This window comes from Streptomyces sp. GSL17-111 (genome assembly GCF_037911585.1).
GTDB lineage: Bacteria > Actinomycetota > Actinomycetes > Streptomycetales > Streptomycetaceae > Streptomyces.
In genome coordinates this window covers 2058376-2075800 of sequence record NZ_JBAJNS010000001.1, presented here as the reverse complement: position 1 = coordinate 2075800, position 17425 = coordinate 2058376, and the positions used below count along the sequence as shown (strand labels likewise).

General features: G+C 74.6%; 19 protein-coding genes. 7 read left to right on the top strand and 12 right to left on the bottom strand.

Annotated elements, in window-relative coordinates; all coding sequences use genetic code 11:
- The first annotated feature begins 30 nt into the window (after nt 1-30).
- Nucleotides 31-1299 (top strand): thymidine phosphorylase, encoded by a 1269-nt coding sequence (locus V6D49_RS08935; RefSeq protein ID WP_340558626.1) that lies wholly within the window; start codon nt 31-33, stop codon nt 1297-1299.
- 30 nt (nt 1300-1329) lie between these two features.
- On the opposite strand, the gene V6D49_RS08930 is transcribed toward V6D49_RS08935, so the two are convergent.
- Both V6D49_RS08930 and V6D49_RS08925 read right to left on the bottom strand, forming a co-directional pair.
- Nucleotides 1330-2127, bottom strand: a complete 798-nt coding sequence (locus V6D49_RS08930; RefSeq protein ID WP_340558625.1) for a VOC family protein — start codon at nt 2125-2127, stop codon at nt 1330-1332.
- A gap of 146 nt (nt 2128-2273) precedes the next feature.
- Nucleotides 2274-3581, bottom strand: a complete 1308-nt coding sequence (locus tag V6D49_RS08925) for an MFS transporter (protein ID WP_340558624.1) — start codon at nt 3579-3581, stop codon at nt 2274-2276.
- Between the two features lie 119 nt (nt 3582-3700).
- Between V6D49_RS08925 and V6D49_RS08920 the strand changes: the two genes are divergently transcribed.
- On the top strand, nt 3701-4630 hold the full coding sequence (locus tag V6D49_RS08920) for a LysR family transcriptional regulator (RefSeq protein WP_340558622.1): 930 nt from the start codon (nt 3701-3703) through the stop codon (nt 4628-4630).
- Between the two features lie 19 nt (nt 4631-4649).
- Here V6D49_RS08920 and V6D49_RS08915 read toward each other — a convergent pair whose 3' ends face one another.
- Both V6D49_RS08915 and V6D49_RS08910 read right to left on the bottom strand, forming a co-directional pair.
- Nucleotides 4650-5399 carry an alpha/beta hydrolase gene (locus V6D49_RS08915; RefSeq protein WP_340558620.1) on the bottom strand — a complete coding sequence of 250 codons (750 nt, stop codon included), beginning with the start codon at nt 5397-5399 and terminating at the stop codon, nt 4650-4652.
- A 90-nt stretch (nt 5400-5489) separates the two neighbouring features.
- Nucleotides 5490-6683: a lactate 2-monooxygenase gene (locus V6D49_RS08910; RefSeq protein ID WP_340558618.1), complete on the bottom strand. Its 1194-nt coding sequence runs from the start codon at nt 6681-6683 to the stop codon at nt 5490-5492.
- Between the two features lie 350 nt (nt 6684-7033).
- Here V6D49_RS08910 and V6D49_RS08905 point away from each other — a divergent pair, with 350 nt between their 5' ends.
- The 3 genes from V6D49_RS08905 to V6D49_RS08895 all read left to right on the top strand — a co-directional run bounded on the left by V6D49_RS08905 (nt 7034) and on the right by V6D49_RS08895 (nt 9734).
- A complete protein-coding gene (locus tag V6D49_RS08905; protein ID WP_340558616.1) occupies nt 7034-7906 on the top strand; it encodes an SGNH/GDSL hydrolase family protein in 873 nt (290 codons plus the stop codon).
- 112 nt (nt 7907-8018) lie between these two features.
- Complete coding sequence (locus V6D49_RS08900) at nt 8019-9188, top strand: adenosine deaminase (protein WP_340558614.1); 1170 nt, start codon at nt 8019-8021, stop codon at nt 9186-9188.
- Nucleotides 9189-9302: 114 nt separating this feature from the next.
- Nucleotides 9303-9734 (top strand): ATP-binding protein, encoded by a 432-nt coding sequence (locus V6D49_RS08895; protein WP_340558612.1) that lies wholly within the window; start codon nt 9303-9305, stop codon nt 9732-9734.
- A gap of 132 nt (nt 9735-9866) precedes the next feature.
- On the opposite strand, the gene V6D49_RS08890 is transcribed toward V6D49_RS08895, so the two are convergent.
- The 5 genes from V6D49_RS08890 to V6D49_RS08870 all read right to left on the bottom strand — a co-directional run bounded on the left by V6D49_RS08890 (nt 9867) and on the right by V6D49_RS08870 (nt 13741).
- Nucleotides 9867-10064 (bottom strand): PspC domain-containing protein, encoded by a 198-nt coding sequence (locus V6D49_RS08890; RefSeq protein ID WP_340563816.1) that lies wholly within the window; start codon nt 10062-10064, stop codon nt 9867-9869.
- A gap of 90 nt (nt 10065-10154) precedes the next feature.
- Nucleotides 10155-10784 (bottom strand): VanZ family protein, encoded by a 630-nt coding sequence (locus tag V6D49_RS08885; protein WP_340558611.1) that lies wholly within the window; start codon nt 10782-10784, stop codon nt 10155-10157.
- 49 nt (nt 10785-10833) lie between these two features.
- Nucleotides 10834-11484 (bottom strand): hypothetical protein, encoded by a 651-nt coding sequence (locus V6D49_RS08880; protein ID WP_340558610.1) that lies wholly within the window; start codon nt 11482-11484, stop codon nt 10834-10836.
- On the bottom strand, nt 11481-13166 hold the full coding sequence (locus V6D49_RS08875; RefSeq protein ID WP_445330630.1) for an ATP-binding protein: 1686 nt from the start codon (nt 13164-13166) through the stop codon (nt 11481-11483). The genes V6D49_RS08880 and V6D49_RS08875 overlap by 4 nt, the downstream gene beginning before the upstream one ends.
- On the bottom strand, nt 13064-13741 hold the full coding sequence (locus V6D49_RS08870; RefSeq protein ID WP_191209591.1) for a response regulator: 678 nt from the start codon (nt 13739-13741) through the stop codon (nt 13064-13066). The genes V6D49_RS08875 and V6D49_RS08870 overlap by 103 nt, the downstream gene beginning before the upstream one ends.
- 181 nt (nt 13742-13922) lie before the next feature.
- Between V6D49_RS08870 and V6D49_RS08865 the strand changes: the two genes are divergently transcribed.
- The gene (locus tag V6D49_RS08865; protein ID WP_340558609.1) at nt 13923-14780 is read left to right on the top strand and encodes a SigE family RNA polymerase sigma factor; all 858 of its coding nucleotides are present in this window, start codon (nt 13923-13925) and stop codon (nt 14778-14780) included.
- A gap of 159 nt (nt 14781-14939) precedes the next feature.
- Here the strand turns inward: V6D49_RS08865 and V6D49_RS08860 are convergent, their stop codons facing one another.
- The 3 genes from V6D49_RS08860 to V6D49_RS08850 form a co-directional block, all read right to left on the bottom strand.
- The gene (locus V6D49_RS08860) at nt 14940-15347 is read right to left on the bottom strand and encodes a PGPGW domain-containing protein (protein WP_340558608.1); all 408 of its coding nucleotides are present in this window, start codon (nt 15345-15347) and stop codon (nt 14940-14942) included.
- 116 nt (nt 15348-15463) lie between these two features.
- On the bottom strand, nt 15464-15976 hold the full coding sequence (locus tag V6D49_RS08855) for a PGPGW domain-containing protein (protein WP_340558606.1): 513 nt from the start codon (nt 15974-15976) through the stop codon (nt 15464-15466).
- A 265-nt stretch (nt 15977-16241) separates the two neighbouring features.
- Complete coding sequence (locus V6D49_RS08850) at nt 16242-16847, bottom strand: uridine kinase family protein (RefSeq protein WP_340558605.1); 606 nt, start codon at nt 16845-16847, stop codon at nt 16242-16244.
- A gap of 122 nt (nt 16848-16969) precedes the next feature.
- Here V6D49_RS08850 and V6D49_RS08845 point away from each other — a divergent pair, with 122 nt between their 5' ends.
- Nucleotides 16970-17320: a hypothetical protein gene (locus V6D49_RS08845; RefSeq protein ID WP_340558603.1), complete on the top strand. Its 351-nt coding sequence runs from the start codon at nt 16970-16972 to the stop codon at nt 17318-17320.
- Nucleotides 17321-17425 lie beyond the last annotated feature (105 nt).

Below are 17425 nucleotides of genomic sequence, written 5' to 3'. Positions count from 1 at the left end.
CGCGCTCCGAAGCCCGTGGAGGAACCCCGCATGGACGCCATCTCCGTCATCCGCACCAAGCGCGACGGTGGCGCGCTCAGCCCCGAGCAGATCGACTGGGTCATCGACGCCTACACCCGGGGCGCCGTCGCCGACGAGCAGATGTCGGCCCTGGCCATGGCCATCCTGCTCAACGGCATGGACCGCGCCGAGATCGCCCGCTGGACCGCCGCCATGATCGCCAGCGGCGAGCGGATGGACTTCTCCTCCCTGCCCCGCCCCACCGCCGACAAGCACTCGACCGGCGGCGTCGGCGACAAGATCACCCTCCCACTCGCCCCGCTCGTCGCCGCCTGCGGCGCGGCCGTCCCGCAGCTCTCCGGGCGCGGCCTCGGCCACACCGGCGGCACCCTCGACAAGCTGGAGTCGATCCCCGGCTGGCGGGCGCTGCTGTCGAACGCCGAGATGCTCCACGTGCTCGGCGAGGCCGGGGCCGTCATCTGCGCGGCGGGGGACGGGCTGGCGCCCGCCGACAAGAAGCTCTACGCCCTGCGCGACGTCACCGGCACCGTCGAGGCGATCCCGCTGATCGCCAGCTCCATCATGTCCAAGAAGATCGCCGAGGGCACCGGCTCACTCGTGCTGGACGTGAAGGTCGGCTCCGGGGCGTTCATGAAGAACCTGGACGACGCCGCCGAGCTGGCCCGCACCATGGTGGGCCTCGGCACCGACCACGGCGTGCGGACGGTGGCCCTGCTCACCGACATGTCCACGCCGCTGGGCCGCACGGCCGGGAACGCGCTGGAGGTCCGCGAGTCCGTGGAGGTCCTCGCGGGCGGCGGTCCGGCCGACGTCGTCGAGCTGACCCTCGCCCTGGCCCGCGAGATGCTGGACGCCGCCGGGCTGCCGGACGCCGACCCGGGCAAGGCGCTGGCCGACGGCTCCGCCATGGACCACTGGCGTCGCATGATCACCGCGCAGGGCGGCGACCCCGACGCGGAGCTGCCCACCGCGCGCGAGCGTCACGTCGTGCCCGCGCCCGCCACCGGGGTGCTCAGCCGCCTGGACGCCTACGCCGTCGGCGTCGCCGCCTGGCGGCTCGGCGCCGGCCGCGCCCGCAAGGAGGACCCGGTGCAGGCCGGGGCGGGCGTCGAGCTGCACGCCAAGCCGGGCGAGACCGTCCGCGAGGGGGAGCCGCTGCTCACCCTGCACACCGACACGCCCGAGGCGTTCGGCTACGCGCTGACCGCGCTGGAGGGCGCCGTCGAGGTGGGCGGGGCCTTCACCCCGGCCCCGATCGTCCTGGACCGCGTGGGCTGAGACGCCGGGGCCCGGCGCCTGCCACCCTCCCTAGGAACCCTCTTCGGGGATCGGGTTGATGACGGCGAAGGCCGCGCCCTGCGGGTCCTGCACGACGGCCATCCGCCCGGCCATCATGTCGAACGGCGGCTTCAGCACGGAGCCGCCGTTCGCCGCGAGGGTGTCGGCGCTCCGGTCGACGTCGGCGACTGCGAAGTACGTCAGCCAGTGCGCGGCCAGGCCCGGCTCCAGTCGGTCCAGGCTCTGCATGCCCCCGACCGGCCGTCCGCCGACGTCCAGCGAGAAGTACCCGTCGCCGCCCTTCATGGTGCTCGCCCCGATGCCGAGCACGGAGTCGTAGAAGTCCGCGGCGGTGTCGGTGTCGCCGGTGTTCAGCTCGTGCCAGGCGACCGCCCCGGTCTCCCGGACGACCTGGCAGCCGGGGAACTCGCGGGCCTGCCACAGGCCGAAGACGGCGCCCGTCGGGTCCTGGGCGACGGCCATCCGGCCGAGGTCCATCACGTCCATGGGCGGCACCAGCACGCTGCCGTCGGCCTTGGTGACGGCGTCGGCGGAGGCGTCCACGTCGGGCGTGGCGAGGTACGTCGTCCACGCCGGCGGCGGAGGCTCCGCCATCGGGCTGCCGTCGGGGTTCGTGGCCGCCATGATCCCGGCGACCGACCGGCCGCGCAGGGTGCAGACCGCGTAGCCGCCGGTCTCGGGCGGACCGACCTCGCCCTGCCAGCCGAGGAGGTTCCGGTAGAAGTCGAGGGCGGCCCGCTGGTCGGGGACCATCAGGTCGACCCAGCAGGGTGTGCCCTTGGCGTACGGGGCGGTGACATCGGGCATGTCGGAGCCTCCAGGCGGTGATCGCGGACCAACCCGCCGAGACTATCCCTTATGTCTGTTTTGTCGGCGCCAGGCGGCGCCGGACACCACCCCAGCGGAGCCACCCGCCCGGCCCCGGCGGTGGCCCCGCTGGGGTGGTGTCCGGATCAGGCCGCCGCGAGCCGCACGGCGCGGCGGGTGGCGTACAGCGTGATGCCCGCCGCGCCCACCAGGGCGGTCAGCGCGAGGGCGACCGTCGCCGTCCAGCCGCCGCCGTGGAAGGCCAGCGCGCCGAGCGTGCCGCCGAGCGAACTGCCCACGTAGTACGCCATCTGGTACAGCGCCGACGCCTGCGCCCGGCCCGTCGTGACCGTCCGGCTGACCGACGAGGACGCCGTCGTGTGCCCGGCGAAGAAGCCCGCCGTCACCAGCACCAGGCCGGCCAGCACGGCCACCAGGTTCCCCGACAGCGTCAGCAGCAGCCCGGCCGCCGTCGTGCCGATGGCCAGGTACAGCGCCCCGCGCCGCCCGAGCCGCGCGACCAGCCCGCCGGACGCCGCCGAGGAGCCCGTGCCCACCAGGTAGATGACGAACACCGAACCCACCAGCCCCTGCGACAGGCCGAACGGCTCGGCCACCAGCCGGTACCCGATCACCGTGTAGACGGCGCCGAAGACGGCCATGAACAGCAGCCCGATCGCGTACAGCCGCACCAGCAGCGGGTTCGCCAGCAGGTCGCGCACGGTGCGGGCCAGGGCGCGCGGCTCCAGCGGGGAGGGGGTGAAGTTCCGCGCCTTCGGCAGCAGCGCCCGGAAGGCGACCGCGCAGACCAGTGCCATGACACCGACCACCAGCAGTGCGCCGCGCCAGCCGAAGCCCTCCGCCACCCAGCCGGTGACGATGCGACCCGACATGCCGCCCACGCTGTTCCCCGCGACGAACAGCCCGATCGCGCCGACCAGCGCCCTGGGCCGCAGCTCCTCGGAGAGGTAGGCCATCGCCGACGCCGGGATGCCCGCGATCGCCGCGCCCTGGACGGTGCGCAGCGCGACCAGCCAGCCCAGGTCCGGCGCGAGGGGCAGCACCAGGGCGATGCCCACCGCGACCGCCACCGACACCGTCATCAGCCGCTGCCGCCCGAACCGCTCGGAAAGCATGCTCAGCGGCAGCACGCACACCGCCAGGGCGATCGTGGCGGCGGAGATCGTCCAGCTCGCCGCGTCCGGCGTCACCGCGAAGTCGGCGGAGAGCGCGGGCAGCAGGGCCTGGGTGGAGAAGAGCAGGGCGAAGGTCGCCAGCCCCAGCGCGAACAGGGCGAGGTTCACCCGGCGCGTCGAGGGAGCGTCCGCCGGACGGTCGGCGGCGGCGGCTCCGGGGGTGAGCCCGGTGGTGGGTCCGGAGGGCGGTCCGGTGGTGGGGAACGACGGCTGAGAGGCACCCGCGGTGACGGGTGCCCCGGTATCGACGGAAGGCATGTCTCGAACGTACGCAGCTCCCTTTCATGCGTCCAATGCACAAGAATGCGGGAAACGATGCACCACCGCATAAGCAGAGCTGAGGACCGCCCGTGTCACCACCAGGCAACGAAAACGACATGCAGGTAACACGTGCCGACATCGACGCCGAGTCCTGGGCCGCGCTGCTCACCCCGCGCCTGGCCCAGTTCACCGCCGTCGCGCGGCACGAGCACGTCACTCGCGCCGCGCGGGAGCTGGGCGTGCCCCAGTCCACTCTCAGCCGGGCCATGGCCCGGCTGGAGGAGGACCTCGGCGTGGCCCTTCTGGCCCGGCGGGGCCGCTCGGTCTCGCTCACCCCGGCCGGGCGCACCTTCTGGGTGTCCGTGGAGAAGGCGCTCGCCGCCGTCGAGCAGTCCGCCGAGGCGGTACGGGCCGACGCCGACCCCGCCACCGGCAAGGTCGCCTTCGGCTTCCTGCACACCCTCGGCTCGGAGACGGTGCCCGGCCTCATCCGGGCCTTCCGCGCCGACCACCCGAAGGTGCGGTTCTCCCTCGTGCAGAACTACGGCGAGGCCATGCTCGACCGGCTCCGAGCGGGCACCCTCGACCTGTGCCTCACCTCGCCGGTCCCCGACGCGCCCGACCTCGTCGCCCGGCGGCTGGACGAACAGCGGCTGCGCCTGGTCGTCCCCGACGACCACCGCCTCGCCCGCCGCAAGCGCGTCCGGCTCGCCGAGGCCGCCGACGAGGCGTTCATCACCCTGGAACCCGGCTACGGCATGCGGCGCATCTTCGAAACCCTCTGCGCCGAGGCCGGGTTCACGCCCCGCATCGCCTTCGAGGGGGAGGAGGCGGAGACGCTGCGCGGGCTCGTCGCGGCCGGTCTCGGCGTCGCCCTGCTGCCGCCGCCGACCGTCCCCCGGCCCGGCCTGGTCGACCTGACCGTCACCGCGCCCCGCGCCGTCCGGGAGATCGGCGTCGCCTGGCCGGCCGGTCGGCCCGACACCCCGCCCGTGGCCGCGTTCCGGACGTTCCTGCTGACCCGACGCGGTCGGCTGCTCGCCTGACCGGCCCCGGAGGAGTACCTCAGGAGCGGCCGAAGCCGGAGGCCAGCGGCATCCGCAGGCCGAGCGGGGGCGGCGCGGCGAGGGCGTCGCGCACGGGGCGGGCGAAGTCCTGCTCGCACAGCGCGCCCAGCACGAAGTCCGTGGCGAGCGCGAAGACCTCGGTGCGGTACTCGCGCAGGGCGTGGCCGTCGGTGTGGGCCTCGAAGCGGCAGACGTCCGCCCCCGCCTTCCGCGCCCGCTCCGCCAGCCGGTAGGACGACTCCGGGTCGGAGCGCCGGTCGTTGGTGCCGTGCACGACGAGGACCTGCCGCTCGGCGAGCTGGCCGACCGGCTCCCGCTCGGCCTCCGCCGGCTCCGGCAGCCAGGGCCCGAGCGCCACGACGGACGTCACCGCCGGGTGCCCCGCGGCGCGCAGCGCCGCCCGGCCGCCGAGCCCGGTGCCCGCCAGGCACACGGGCACATCGCCGTAGCGGTGCACGAGTTCGTCCAGCGCCCACACCGTGTCGGCGACCGGGTGCGCCGCGTCGCCGTTCCAGCCCTGGTACCGGTAGTGCACGACGTGCGCCGTCAGCGCCTCGCCGCAGCGCTCGGCCGCCCTGGCCACCTGCCGGGCCAGCACCAGCGCCCCCGCCGCCGCCAGCGGTGAGGACCGCCGAGCTGACTCCGGGACGCCGCCGGGCAGCAACAGGAGGACGCCCTCCACCCTTCCCGTCGTGCCGAGGGGACGGCCCAGCCGAGCGTCCCGCGCAGGAAGCGTGTGCCCATCCATGGCCGCAACGATGGCAGAAACCGCGCGGCCGGACGCAGCCGCCGACAGTCACCGTTGCATATCGAAGTGCGGGACGGCCTCACCGAGCCCTCACGGCGTCACGCTCCACAGTGCGTCGGGGCCCGGCTCGTGCGCCGTGCGGTACCCGGAGTTGCCCAGCGTCAGGTCGAGTTCGGCCAGCAGGCAGCGCACCACGTGCTCCACGCCGGCCTGTCCGGCCAGCGCCAGCCCGTACAGGTACGGACGGCCGAGGAGCACCGCGTCCGCGCCGAGGGCCAGCGCCTTGAAGACGTCCGCGCCGGTGCGCACCCCGGAGTCGAACAGCACCGCCGTGCGGTCCCCGACGGCCTCCGCGACCGGTGCCAGCGCGTCCAGCGAGGCGAGGGCCCCGTCCACCTGTCGGCCGCCGTGGTTGGACACCACGACGCCGTCCATGCCGTGCTCGACGGCGAGTTCGGCGTCGGCGGCGCACTGGATGCCCTTGAGCACGATCGGACCGTCCCAGTGCTCGCGCAGGAACGGCAACTGCTCCCATGTCAGGCCCGGGTTGGGGAAGACCTCGGCGAAGGCGAGCCCGGCCGCGCCGGGGTCGTCGGCCGGGTCCTTGGCCAACCTGCGGCGGAAGACGGGGTCGCTGGTGTAGTTGGCGATGCCCTCGCCCTGGAGGAACGGGAGGTAGCCGCGGTCGAGGTCGGCCGGGCGCCAGCCGAGCATCGTGGTGTCCAGCGTGAGGACGAGGTGGCTGTACCCCGCCTCCCGTGCCCGCCGCAGCAGGCTCACGCACAGCTCCGGATCGCGCGGCCAGTACAGCTGGAACCAGCGCGGACCGTCGCCCCCGGCCTCCGCGACCTCCTCGATGGAGTGGCTGGCCTGCGTGGAGTGGACGAAGGGCAGCCCCAGCGCGGCGGCGGCCCGTGCCGAGGCCAGCTCACCCTCCGGGTGCGCCAGCTTCTGCACACCGACCGGGCCGAGCAGCACGGGCGCGGGCAGCTCGGCGCCCAGCAGCGTCGTCGACAGGTCACGCCGGGCGTGGTCGCGCAGCATGCGCGGGACGATGCGCCGCCGCTCGAACGCCGCCAGGTTCGCCCGCGCGGTCGAACCGCCGCCCGCGCTGGGCACGATGTACCCCAGCGCCGCCGCGTCCAGCACCTCGGCGGCCTTCGTCTCCAGCGACGCGAGGTCGGTGGTGAGGGCGGGCTTCTCGCCCAGGAACGCGCCGTTCGCGTAGATCAGCGACTGGTGGTCGGAGTAGTGGGCGGGCGGGGGCGTGCTCTCGTCGGCCATGCGGGTCCTCGCGGTTCGGGATGCGGCACGCCCGAGTCTCGTCCCCCCGCCCCCCGCCCACAACCCCACCCCCACGGCCGGGTCCGGGGCGTGGCGCGGCGGCGGTGGCGCGGTCATCACGCGGGTAGGGGCGCGGGGTTGGTTGGGAGCGGGCACAGGGGTGGGGGCGGAGTCTGTGCGCGTGCCCATGTCGCCGGCGCGGCGGCGGCCCCACGATGGAGCGCAACTGACCGGTCAGTAAGTACCGGCCCGTGCACGGCTGCACGCTCCCCACCGTACGGCGGACCCCGGGTGCCGTCCGTCCTGCCGCGCCGTGCCGGGCCCCCACAGGTCTGACGAAAGGTCTCCCCATGCCCCCCGCACGCCGCCTGCGCCGCGCCGCCGCCGTCATCGCCGTGGCCCTCGGGCTCGCCGCCACGGCCGGTACCGGCACCTCGACGGCCACAGCCCCCGCACTCGACTACGTGAACCTCGGCGACAGCTTCAGCTCCGGTTCCGGCATCCTGCCGCTGGCGGAGGGAAGCAACCCGCTGTGCACCCAGGCGGCGGACAACTTCGCGCACGCCATCGCGGCGGACCAGGGGTACGCCCTCACCGACGTGAGCTGCGGCGGGGCGCAGACGAGCAACTTCACCGAATCCCAGTTCCCCGGTGTGGCACCGCAGTTGGACGCCCTGTCCGACACCACCGACCTCGTCACCATGACGATCGGCGGCAACGACAACAACACCTTCATCAGCGCCGTGCTCGCCTGCGGCTCGGTGGGCCTCCTCACCCTCGGCCACGGCAGCCCGTGCGCGGACCTCTACGGCGACACGTTCGCCGACGCCGTGCGGACCGGCACCTACGACAACGTCACGGAGGCGCTGAAGCAGGTCAAGGAGAAGGCGCCGAACGCGCGGGTGGCGATCTCCGGCTACCCGTGGATCCTCCCCGCGTCGGGCGGCTGCTTCCCGGCCATGCCCGTGGCCCGGGGCGACGTCCCCTACCTGCGGGAACTCCAGGCCACGCTGAACGACGTGATCGAGCGGGCGGCGGACGCCACCGGCGTGACCTACGTCGACCAGTCGGCCGCCTCCGAGGGGCACGACGCCTGCGCGCCGCCCGGCACCCGCTGGATCGAGCCGGCGTTCGGGGGGACGAACTACGTGCCGGTCCACCCCAACGCCCTCGGCGAGCGGGGCATGGCCGACCGGATCACGGCGACGCTCGGGCTGGGCTGACGCGCCCCGGTGCGGCCCCGGGGCGACCGAGAGCGCCGTCCGGGGCCACGCCGGAGTCTCACCGGGAGACTCACTCTCGCGTGATCTACGCGCGTAGGACTACAGTACGAAGATGACAAGCGAGACCTTCACCACCCAGCCGACCGAGGAGCAGATCCGCCGCGCCCCCAAGGTGCTCCTGCACGACCACCTGGACGGCGGCCTGCGGCCGGCCACCGTCGTCGACCTCGCCCGGGACGCCGGCTACGACCGGCTGCCCGAGACCGAGCCCGAGGCCCTGGGGCGCTGGTTCCGCGAGGCCGCCGACTCGGGCTCGCTGGAGCGCTACCTGGAGACGTTCGCCCACACCGTCGCCGTCATGCAGAGCCGTGCGGCCCTGGTGCGGGTGGCCGCCGAGTGCGCGGAGGACCTGGCCGCCGACGGCGTCGTCTACGCCGAGGTGCGCTACGCCCCCGAGCAGCACCTGGAGGGCGGGCTGACGCTGGAGGAGGTCGTCGAGGCGGTCAACGAGGGCTTCCGCGAGGGTGAGCGGCGCGCGGCCGGGGCCGGGCACCGCATCCGGGTCGCCGCGCTGCTCACCGCGATGCGGCACGCGGCGCGGGCGCTGGAGATCGCCGAGCTGGCCAACCGCTACCGGGACAACGGCGTCGCCGGGTTCGACATCGCGGGCGCCGAGGCGGGCCACCCGCCCACCCGCCACCTCGACGCGTTCGAGTACCTGAAGCGGGAGAACAACCACTTCACGATCCACGCCGGGGAGTCCTTCGGGCTGCCGTCCATCTGGCAGGCGCTCCAGTGGTGCGGCGCGGACCGACTCGGACACGGCGTGCGCATCGTCGACGACGTCAAGGTCGCCGACGACGGGACGGTGGAGCTGGGCCGCCTGGCCGCCTACGTCCGGGACAAGCGCATCCCGCTGGAGATGTGCCCCACCTCCAACCTCCAGACCGGCGCCGCGACCTCCTACGCCGAGCACCCGATCGGGCTGCTGCGCACGCTGCACTACCGGGTCACGGTCAACACCGACAACCGGCTGATGAGCGGCACGAGCATGACGCGGGAGTTCGCGCACCTCGTCGAGGCGTTCGGCTACACGCTGGACGACATGCAGTGGTTCACCGTCAACGCGATGAAATCCGCGTTCATCCCTTTCGATGAACGTCTCGCGATGATCAACGACGTGATCAAGCCCGGCTACGCCGAGCTGAAGTCCGCCTGGCTGTTCCGCCAGACGGTCGCCGACCACTCCCTGACCAGCGACCCCGCCGCCTACCAGGGCTGACGTCCGGCCCGCCGGGCGTGGCCGGGAATCGTCCCCGAGGCCCGTCCGGTGGCGCCCCGCCCGCCCGAGGGGTGTTTGCCGCCCCCGGTGAGCGCTCACTAGGTTCTGGTGACCATGAGCAAGGGAATCCCCAGGAAGACGCTTGGCGTCGCCGCACTCGGCGCCGCCATGGCCGCAACGGCCGCGGGCACCGCCTCCGCGGCGGGCCCCACCGACAACCTCATGGACGCGGCGGCGGACGTGCAGAACCTCAGCGTGGAGGACCGGGTCATGGACCTTCCCGGTGACGTCACGCAGGCGGCCGGTGCCGTCCAGGAGAGCAGCGACCGGGCCGTCCCGGCCGCCGGTCAGGACCCGGTCGGCGGTCTCCTCGGCGGTCTGCCGCTGCTCGGCCAGCTCCAGGGCGCCGGGCTGCCGACGGACCAGCTCGCCCAGGGCGCGCTGCCCACCGACCAGCTCTCCGGCGGGCTCTCCGCCGACAACCTGGCCGGTGGCGGCCTGCCCTCCGGGGACCTCGGCGGTCTGACGGGCGGCCTGCCCCTCTGATCCACCGCTGAGCCGCAGCGGAGGGCGGCCCGTCACGGCGGGCCGCCCTCCGTCGGCTCCCCGGCCCGGTCGCCGACGCCCCCGCGCCGCGCACCGGGCCGCTGCCGTGTCACCACGCCTGGCGGCCTCCTCTCACCACGCCTGGCGGTGTTCGTCCTGCGGCATCAGCACCCACAGGGCGAGGTACAGCACGAACTGGGGTCCCGGCAGCAGGCACGAGGCCAGGAACAGCACCCGCATCGTCGTGGCGCTCGTCCCGAACCTGCGGGCCAGCCCCGCGCACACCCCGGCGATCATCCGCCCCTCGCGGGGGCGCGACATCCCTGACAACGCGGCCATCGTCGGCCTCCTTCGCACGGTTTCGACGCTTTTGCGTCCTCGGTTCCACCGTACGAGCGGGCCGCCCCCGCCGACTTCCCTCTACGGGGCGATCCGCACCCTCGGGGTCCTCGGGGTGCGCCCCTGAGACGTCTCCTCCCAGGCCCGCCGCCGGTACGCGTCCGCCCCGCCCGGCCCGGCCTGCGCACCCTGCGGGGATGTCCCCGCCGTGTCCCTCAGGTCCCGCACAGCCGGGTCCCCCACGGCCGCCCGGCGCAGCCGCCGACGCACCAGCGGGTAGAGCGCCAGGTGCACGAGCGCGGCGCCCGCGCCGTTCAGGAGCACGGCGTCCACGTCGCCGGTCTGCCCCGGCACCGACGTCCGGGCCACCTCGAAGGCCAGCGAGATCGCCGCCGTCGCCAGCACCGTGCGGACGAAGGACGCCGCGCGCGGCCCGAGCGCCCCCGAGGCCAGCGGCAGCAGCACGCCGAGCGGCGCCAGCAGGAGCAGCTGACCGCCCAGCGTCGAGAGCGCCTCGGCGGGCCCGCCCGCCCACGCGGAGCGGACGGTCGCGAACAGGGTGACGTTCGACGGCTCCACCCACGGCACCGCGCGCGGACGCAGCGTCAGCCAGCCGACGGCGAGCAGGTACCCGGCGAGCAGCAGACGTCCCGCCGTCCGGAGGCGGACGGCGGCTCGGCCGGTGGGGCGGTGGCGCTGCACGGGGGGCACGAGCAGAACGACGCCCGGCCCTCTCCCACCGGTTCCCGCCCGTCGGCCGTCAGAGTGGCACCCCGGCCGAGTCCGCCGACTCGGTCGTCGTCCGCAGGGCCGCGTTGCACTCGTACCGGCGCAGCTCGCTGTCCTCCTCCGTGGCCTCGCCCGGACCGCCGGGCGGGCCGCCGAGCAGGACGCCCCGGCCGCTGTCCGCGAGCTGCGTGTCGGCGAACGTGCACACCAGCTGGGCCAGCGCGAACGACGGCAGGGCGGCGGGCGGCCGACTCAGCCGCAGCGCGGTCGGCTCGTCGCCCTCCGCAGGCCCCGCGACACGCAGGTCGCCCGGCACGGCGGTGGCGAACCCGGCCGCCAGCTCCTCCTCGGCCGGGTCACGGCGCAGCTCCGCCAGCAGGAGGCGCGCCAGCGCGACGCGGTCGCGCGGGCCGTCGCCGGACGGGAGCTCCAGCCGTCGCCGGACGTCCACCACCCGGCCGCTGCACACGAGGGCGATGCGCACCTCGCTCGCGCCCTCGGTGGGGTCCCCCGTCGCACCGCGCACCCCGCAGGCGACCCGGCTCGGAGCCGACCCGGCGTCCACCGGGACGGGGGTGGCGCGGATGCCGCACCCCGCCAGCGTCGCGCCCGCCACCGTCACCGCCACGATCCGCCCGGCCCACCGGGCACGGGACGCCGCGCGGCGCTTGACCGCCCTCACCTGCTCTCCTCCCCGCTTCCTTCGTCCTGCCGCCGGTGGCCGTCGGCACCCGGACCCTCCGCACCCTTGTCGGTGTCCGCGTCCTCCGGGGCGAGCCGGTCGGCGTGCCGGGGGAGGCGCAGGGTGAAGACCGCACCGCGCTCGGGGCCGTTCCGCGCCGTGATCTCCCCGCCGTGGATGTGCGCGTTCTCCAGCGCGATGGAGAGCCCGAGCCCGCTGCCCTCCGAACGCGGCCGGGAGGCGCTGGCCTTGTAGAACCGGTCGAAGACGTGCGGCAGGACGGACTCCGGGATGCCCGGCCCCCGGTCGGCCACCTCGATCACCACGAGCTCGCCGCCGTCCGGCGCCGGCTCGGTGCGCACGGCCACCCGTACGGGGGACCCGCCGTGCTTGAGGGCGTTCCCGATCAGGTTGGCGAGTATGACGTCCAGCCGGCGCGGGTCCAGCCGCGCGCGGACGCCCAGCGGCGCGTCCAGCTCCACGGCGTCCAGCCAGGCGCGGGCGTCCATGCACGCCATGACCTGCTCGGCCACGTCGACGTCGTCCAGCACCAGCCGGGCCGTGCCCGCGTCGAAGCGGGTGACCTCCATCAGGTTCTCCACCAGTTCGCTCAGCCGGTGCGTCTCGCTGACGACGAGGCCGACGGCCGGGGCGATCATCGGGTCCAGGTTGTCCTGCTCGTCCTCCAGCACCTCCGTCACGGCCGAGATGGCCGTCAGCGGGGTGCGCAGCTCGTGCGACATGTCGGCGACGAACCGGCGGCTGGACTGCTCCCGCGCGCTCAGGTCGTCCACCCGTCGCTCCAGGGAGGCGGCGGCGGAGTTGAACGTGCGCGACAGCTCGGCCAGTTCGTCGGTGCCCGAGACGGTGAGACGGGTGTCCAGCTTGCCCTCGCCCAGCCGTCGCGCCGCCTCTCCGAGGCGCTGCACCGGGCGCAGCACCGTGGACGCCGCCGCCTGGGCCAGCAGGGCCGAGCCGAGGACGGCGAAGGCGCTGGCGATGGCCAGCGACCAGGCCAGCGAGTTGAGGTCGTCCTGTTCCGCTTCCAGTGACTTGAGCAGATAGCCGGTGGGCCCGTCCCCGATGACGGTCGCCCCGGCCACCAGGTACGGCGTGCCGTCCTGGGTCACGCGCTGCCAGTACAGGTGGTAGGGCGCGTCGTTGCCCTGGTCCAGTGGGCGGACCTCGTTCACCGCCTCCTGGAGCGAGCGGGGCACGTCGTCGAGGGTGAAGCCGTCGTCGGAGGTGACCGCGCACGGCGAGCCGTCCGGCTGCTCGTCGATGAGCAGGACCTCGTAGGTCTGCGTGGTGTCGGCCATCGCGTTCGCCGCGTCGCGCAGCTGGTCGCAGCGCGGCTCCGGCGGCAGCGTGCCGGCGTGGTCGCCGAGCATCTTGCGGAAGTCGTCCAGCGCGGCGTTCTGGGTACGGGTGAGGACGGCGTCCCGGTTGAGCCAGTAGGCGATGCCGCTGACGGCCACGGCCGCCGACAGCGCCGTCACCGCGAACACGACGACCAGTCGCAGCCGCAGGCTCGGCAGTATCCCGGCCAGCCGGTGCCGCATCCGGCCGGGGGCAGGGCTCACTGGGGAGCGTCCAGGCGGTACCCGACGCCGCGCACGGTACGGATCAGCGTCGGCGAGGACGGCACGTCCTCGACCTTCGCCCGCAGCCGCTGGACGCAGGCGTCCACCAGCCGGGAGTCGCCCAGGTAGTCGTGCTCCCACACCAGCCGCAGCAACTGCTGCCGGGACAGGGCCTGCCCGGGGCGGCGGCTCAGCTCCAGCAGCAGCCGCAGCTCGGTCGGCGTCAGCTGGAGGTCCTCGCCGTTCTTCGTCACGGTCATGGCGGCCCGGTCGATGGTGATCGCACCGAACGTCGCCGCGTCGTTGGCCTCCCGTTCGCCGCGCCGCATGACGGCCCGGATGCGCGCGTCCAGCACCCGGCCCTGCACGGGCTTGACCACGTAGTCGTCGGCGCCCGACTCCAGCCCCACGACGACGTCGATGTCGTCGCTGCGGGCCGTCAGCAGGATGATCGGCAACTGGTCGGTGCGGCGGATGCGGCGGCAGACCTCGAAGCCGTCGATGCCGGGCAGCATCACGTCCAGCACGATCAGGTCCGGCCGTTGCTCGCGCAGCAGTTTGAGCCCGTCCTCGCCGGAGGCAGCGGTCACCACGCGGTGACCCTGGCGGGTCAGACCCATCTCCAGGGCGGTACGGACTGCGTCGTCATCCTCGATCAGCAACAGGAAAGGCACGCGCGTCATTCTGGCCCATCAACGGGCGGGAGTTCGACCGTCCGGCCGTCCGGACCTCGGCGGGACGGCCACGCCGCTTGTGACACCGCTGTGACAGTCGGGGGACCCGGTGATGAAACTGGCCCGGCAGTGTGTTCTTCACACGGCAAGCGAACGGCTGCTCGGTCGAAGGAGGCGCGAGATGACAGCACTGCGCGAACTGCGCGGACACACCGCAACGACGGCGTCGTCCGCCGGGAACGGCAGCACAGTCCTTCACACGCGCCGTCACACCTCTTCGGTTCCCGCCCAGCGCAACAACGGTCAGACCACGGCGCCGCACGGCGCCGTCACGCACCTGACCGCCGAGAACCCCGGTGCCGTGAGCGGGCGGGGGTGCGCTCGCGGCACCGGTCGACGTCCGGCCCACCTGACGCCCGTCCCGCAGCAGGTGGCGGAGGCCGTCCGGGGGGAGGCCGTCCAGGCAGCGGCGACCCCGGCGAAGGCGGCGCCCGCGACGGCGTCCGCGCTCTCCGAGGCCGAGTTCACCGAGTACGTGCGGCAGCGCCGCGCCTCCCTCTACGCGACCGCCTTCCACCTCACCGGGGACCGGTTCGAGGCCGAGGACCTCCTCCAGAGCGCGCTGTTCTCCACCTACCGCGCCTGGGACCGCATCAGCGACAAGGCGGCCGTCGGCGGCTACCTGCGCCGCACCATGACGAACCTGCACATCAGCGCCTGGCGTCGGCGGAAGCTCAACGAGTACCCGACCGAGGAGCTGCCGGAGACGCCGTCCACCGGCGACGTCGACGCCATGCGCGGCACCGAGCTGCGCGCCGTGCTCTGGCAGGCGCTCGCCCGGCTGCCCGAACCGCAGCGCACGATGCTCGTGCTGCGCTACTACGAGGGCCGCACCGACCCGGAGATCGCCGACATCCTCGGCATCAGCGTCGGCACGGTGAAGAGCAGCATCTGGCGTTCCCTGCGCCGGCTGCGGGACGACGAGGTGCTCGCCCGGGGCCGGGACGAGCAGGAGTGCTTCGGCGAGCTGGTCGCCTGACGACCGGACCCGCCGAGGGGGGAACGGGGGAACACGGGGGAGACGGGGGGACAACGGGGGAGCAAGGGGAAACGGGGGAGACGCGGGTGCGGCCGGCCGGGGGGTCTGGCCGCACCCGTTTCGCCGTGCGTGCGTCGCCCTTCTCCCGTGCTCGGGGACTCAGACGCGGGTCGTCCGCTCGCCCGCCCGAATCCTGCGATGGCTCCATCCCAGCAGCACGAAGAGGATGACGCCGGAGACGATCAGGCTCGACCCCGCGCTCCAGCCGCCGAACGGCAGCCCCGGCACGAGGGCCCAGAGCACGCCCGCCGCGATCAGGCCCAGACCGGCGAGCACGGAGGCGGCGACGCGCCACGGCGAGGCCACGCTGTCCTCGGCCGCCTTCATCGCCCGCACCCGCACCGGCTCCACGAACCGCGACAGCGCGGGGACGGCCCGCGACAGCAGCACCACGCCCGCGAAGGTGACCAGCAGACCGGGGCCGGGCAGGACGAGCAGGGCGAGCCCGATCAGGACCAGCGTGCCGCCGACCGTCAGCAGCACCACTCGTTTGACGTGTCTCACCATCGCCGTCGACCCCTCCTCACCTCGGCCCGTCCGGGCCCCACGGTAGGCGGCGCAAGGGCGCACGGCCACGGGCGCGCCGGGCGGAGGGCCACGGCGTCAGACGGACGACCGGGGCGTCAGACGGGCCTCTTCACCGCCTGGGCCGGCTCGGCGGCCATCGCCCCGGCGGTGGCCGCAGGCTCGGTGGCGGGTGCGGCGACGGGTGCGGCCGCAGGGGCGACGACGGCGGGCGCCACGACGCCGGGCCGGTGCGCGCGGTGGCTCCACACGAGCAGCACGAAGAGGATGGCGCTGGAGACGATCAGGCTCGCGCCCGTCGTCCAGCCCGAGACCGGCAGTTCGGGGATGAGGCCGAGGCCCACGACGAGCCCTGAGGCCAGCAGGCCCAGACCGGCGAGCACGGACCCGGCGATGCGCCACGGCGAGGCCACGCTGTCGGCCGCCGCCTTCATGGCGCGGGCCCGCACCGGCGCCACGTGCCGTTGCAGCGAGGGCACCGCCTTGGCCAGCAGCACCAGGCCGGACAGCACCAGCAGCAGCCCGGGACCGGGCAGCACCAGCAGCGCGATGCCCGTCAGCAGCAGGATGCCGCCCACCGTGCCGACCACCACTCGCTTGACGTGTCCCACGTTTCGTCCGTCCCCGTCGTCGTGTGTCCCCTGGTGCCGCCCTCGATGAAGACCGGGCACCGGTAAACGATGGCACACGGGCCCCGGCGGGCGGCAATCCGAACCCCTGTGGCCTTCCGCACCATGGCTTGTTCGGCGCTCCGTCCGGCGGACGGTACGACAGGCCGGTGGGTGAGGCAACCACCCCCGCACGACCGGCGGAGTTGGGTCCGTGCCCTGCAGGACGCACCGCGCCGCTCTCCGGTTCACCCCGGCCGACGGTGTTTCACACCCGGGCAGGGGCCCCCTCGGCCGCGGCGATCCGCAGCAGCGCCTCCGGCTTCCGGCACGGGTGCGCGCCCAGCGCCGCGTGCCCCGCGACGATGCCGGGCTCGGCCCGCATCAGCCGCCAGCCCCGGGCGAGCAGCACCGGCAGCGGCTTGCGGCTCTCCCGCACGTCCCGCACCAGCCGCCGCCGGAACGTCGTCGAGGGGCGCAGCCGCAGGCACAGGGCGTCCGCCAGCAGCCCCAGCTCCGTGCAGGGCCGCACGAGGTGCGCGGCGAAGATCCCTTCCGCGACGAACAGTGCGGCGCCGTTCAGGGAGACGTCCGCCGTCCCCGTGCGGGCGCTGGCCCCGATGTCGTAGACGGGTGCCGCCGTACGTCCTCGGGCGCACAGGTCGCGGACGGCGTCCAGCGCCGCGTCGGCGTCCCAGGAGCCGGGGGCGTCCCAGTCGGTACCGCCGCCGGGCAGCTCCGGGAGGGAGGGGTCACCGGCCTCCTTGTAGAAGTCGTCGAGCCGCAGCACGGGGAGCCCGGTGCGGGCGGCGAGGCGGGACTTCCCCGAGCCGGAGGGGCCGGTCAGCAGGATCACACGAGCAGAGTCCGTCACGGGACACCATGGTCCCGCATTACCCCGTCCGGGTGACCCCTCGGGGGCGAGAAGATGAACCCCCGAGGCCCCTCCACTACCCTCCGAATCCGACCCCTCACCCGATCGACGGACAGGTGACCATGCCCGCCCACGCCCGCCCCCGCAGCCGCCGGGGCCTCAGCGCCACGCTCACCCTCACCGCCGCGGCCGCCGCCGCCTTCGGCGCGGCCGGGACCGCCCAGGCCGACGTCGTCGGCAAGGACCCGGTCGGCGCCGCCACCGGCGCCGTCGGCAACCTCGTCGGGCCCGTCACCGACCTGCGCCCCTACGCGCTCGCGGGCACCGGCGTCGACCCGCTCGACAACGCCGTCGGCGCGCAGATCGCCGACTTCGAGAGCGTGAGCACGGCTCCGCTCGCCGCCCCGATCACCGAGGGCGGCGCGAGCCTCGACAGCCTCACCGCCCCGCTCACCGGCACCCTCGGCGGCTGACCCCGCCGCCCCGACCCCGCGTCGGCCTCGGTACGCTCCCGCCGGCGGGAGCGTACCGAGGCCGACGTCATAAGCCGCCCGGCCCGCGACCACGGCCGTCCCGCC

Excerpts from the sequence above, each read along its gene's own strand:
- V6D49_RS08935 (WP_340558626.1), top strand. The coding sequence starts at position 31 with ATGGACGCCATCTCCGTCATCCGCACCAAGCGCGACGGTGGCGCGCTC.
- V6D49_RS08930 (WP_340558625.1), bottom strand. The coding sequence starts at position 2,127 with ATGCCCGATGTCACCGCCCCGTACGCCAAGGGCACACCCTGCTGGGTC.
- V6D49_RS08925 (WP_340558624.1), bottom strand. The coding sequence starts at position 3,581 with ATGCCTTCCGTCGATACCGGGGCACCCGTCACCGCGGGTGCCTCTCAG.
- V6D49_RS08920 (WP_340558622.1), top strand. The coding sequence starts at position 3,701 with ATGCAGGTAACACGTGCCGACATCGACGCCGAGTCCTGGGCCGCGCTG.
- V6D49_RS08915 (WP_340558620.1), bottom strand. The coding sequence starts at position 5,399 with ATGGATGGGCACACGCTTCCTGCGCGGGACGCTCGGCTGGGCCGTCCC.
- V6D49_RS08910 (WP_340558618.1), bottom strand. The coding sequence starts at position 6,683 with ATGGCCGACGAGAGCACGCCCCCGCCCGCCCACTACTCCGACCACCAG.
- V6D49_RS08905 (WP_340558616.1), top strand. The coding sequence starts at position 7,034 with ATGCCCCCCGCACGCCGCCTGCGCCGCGCCGCCGCCGTCATCGCCGTG.
- V6D49_RS08900 (WP_340558614.1), top strand. The coding sequence starts at position 8,019 with ATGACAAGCGAGACCTTCACCACCCAGCCGACCGAGGAGCAGATCCGC.
- V6D49_RS08895 (WP_340558612.1), top strand. The coding sequence starts at position 9,303 with ATGAGCAAGGGAATCCCCAGGAAGACGCTTGGCGTCGCCGCACTCGGC.
- V6D49_RS08865 (WP_340558609.1), top strand. The coding sequence starts at position 13,923 with ATGACAGCACTGCGCGAACTGCGCGGACACACCGCAACGACGGCGTCG.
- V6D49_RS08860 (WP_340558608.1), bottom strand. The coding sequence starts at position 15,347 with ATGGTGAGACACGTCAAACGAGTGGTGCTGCTGACGGTCGGCGGCACG.
- V6D49_RS08845 (WP_340558603.1), top strand. The coding sequence starts at position 16,970 with ATGCCCGCCCACGCCCGCCCCCGCAGCCGCCGGGGCCTCAGCGCCACG.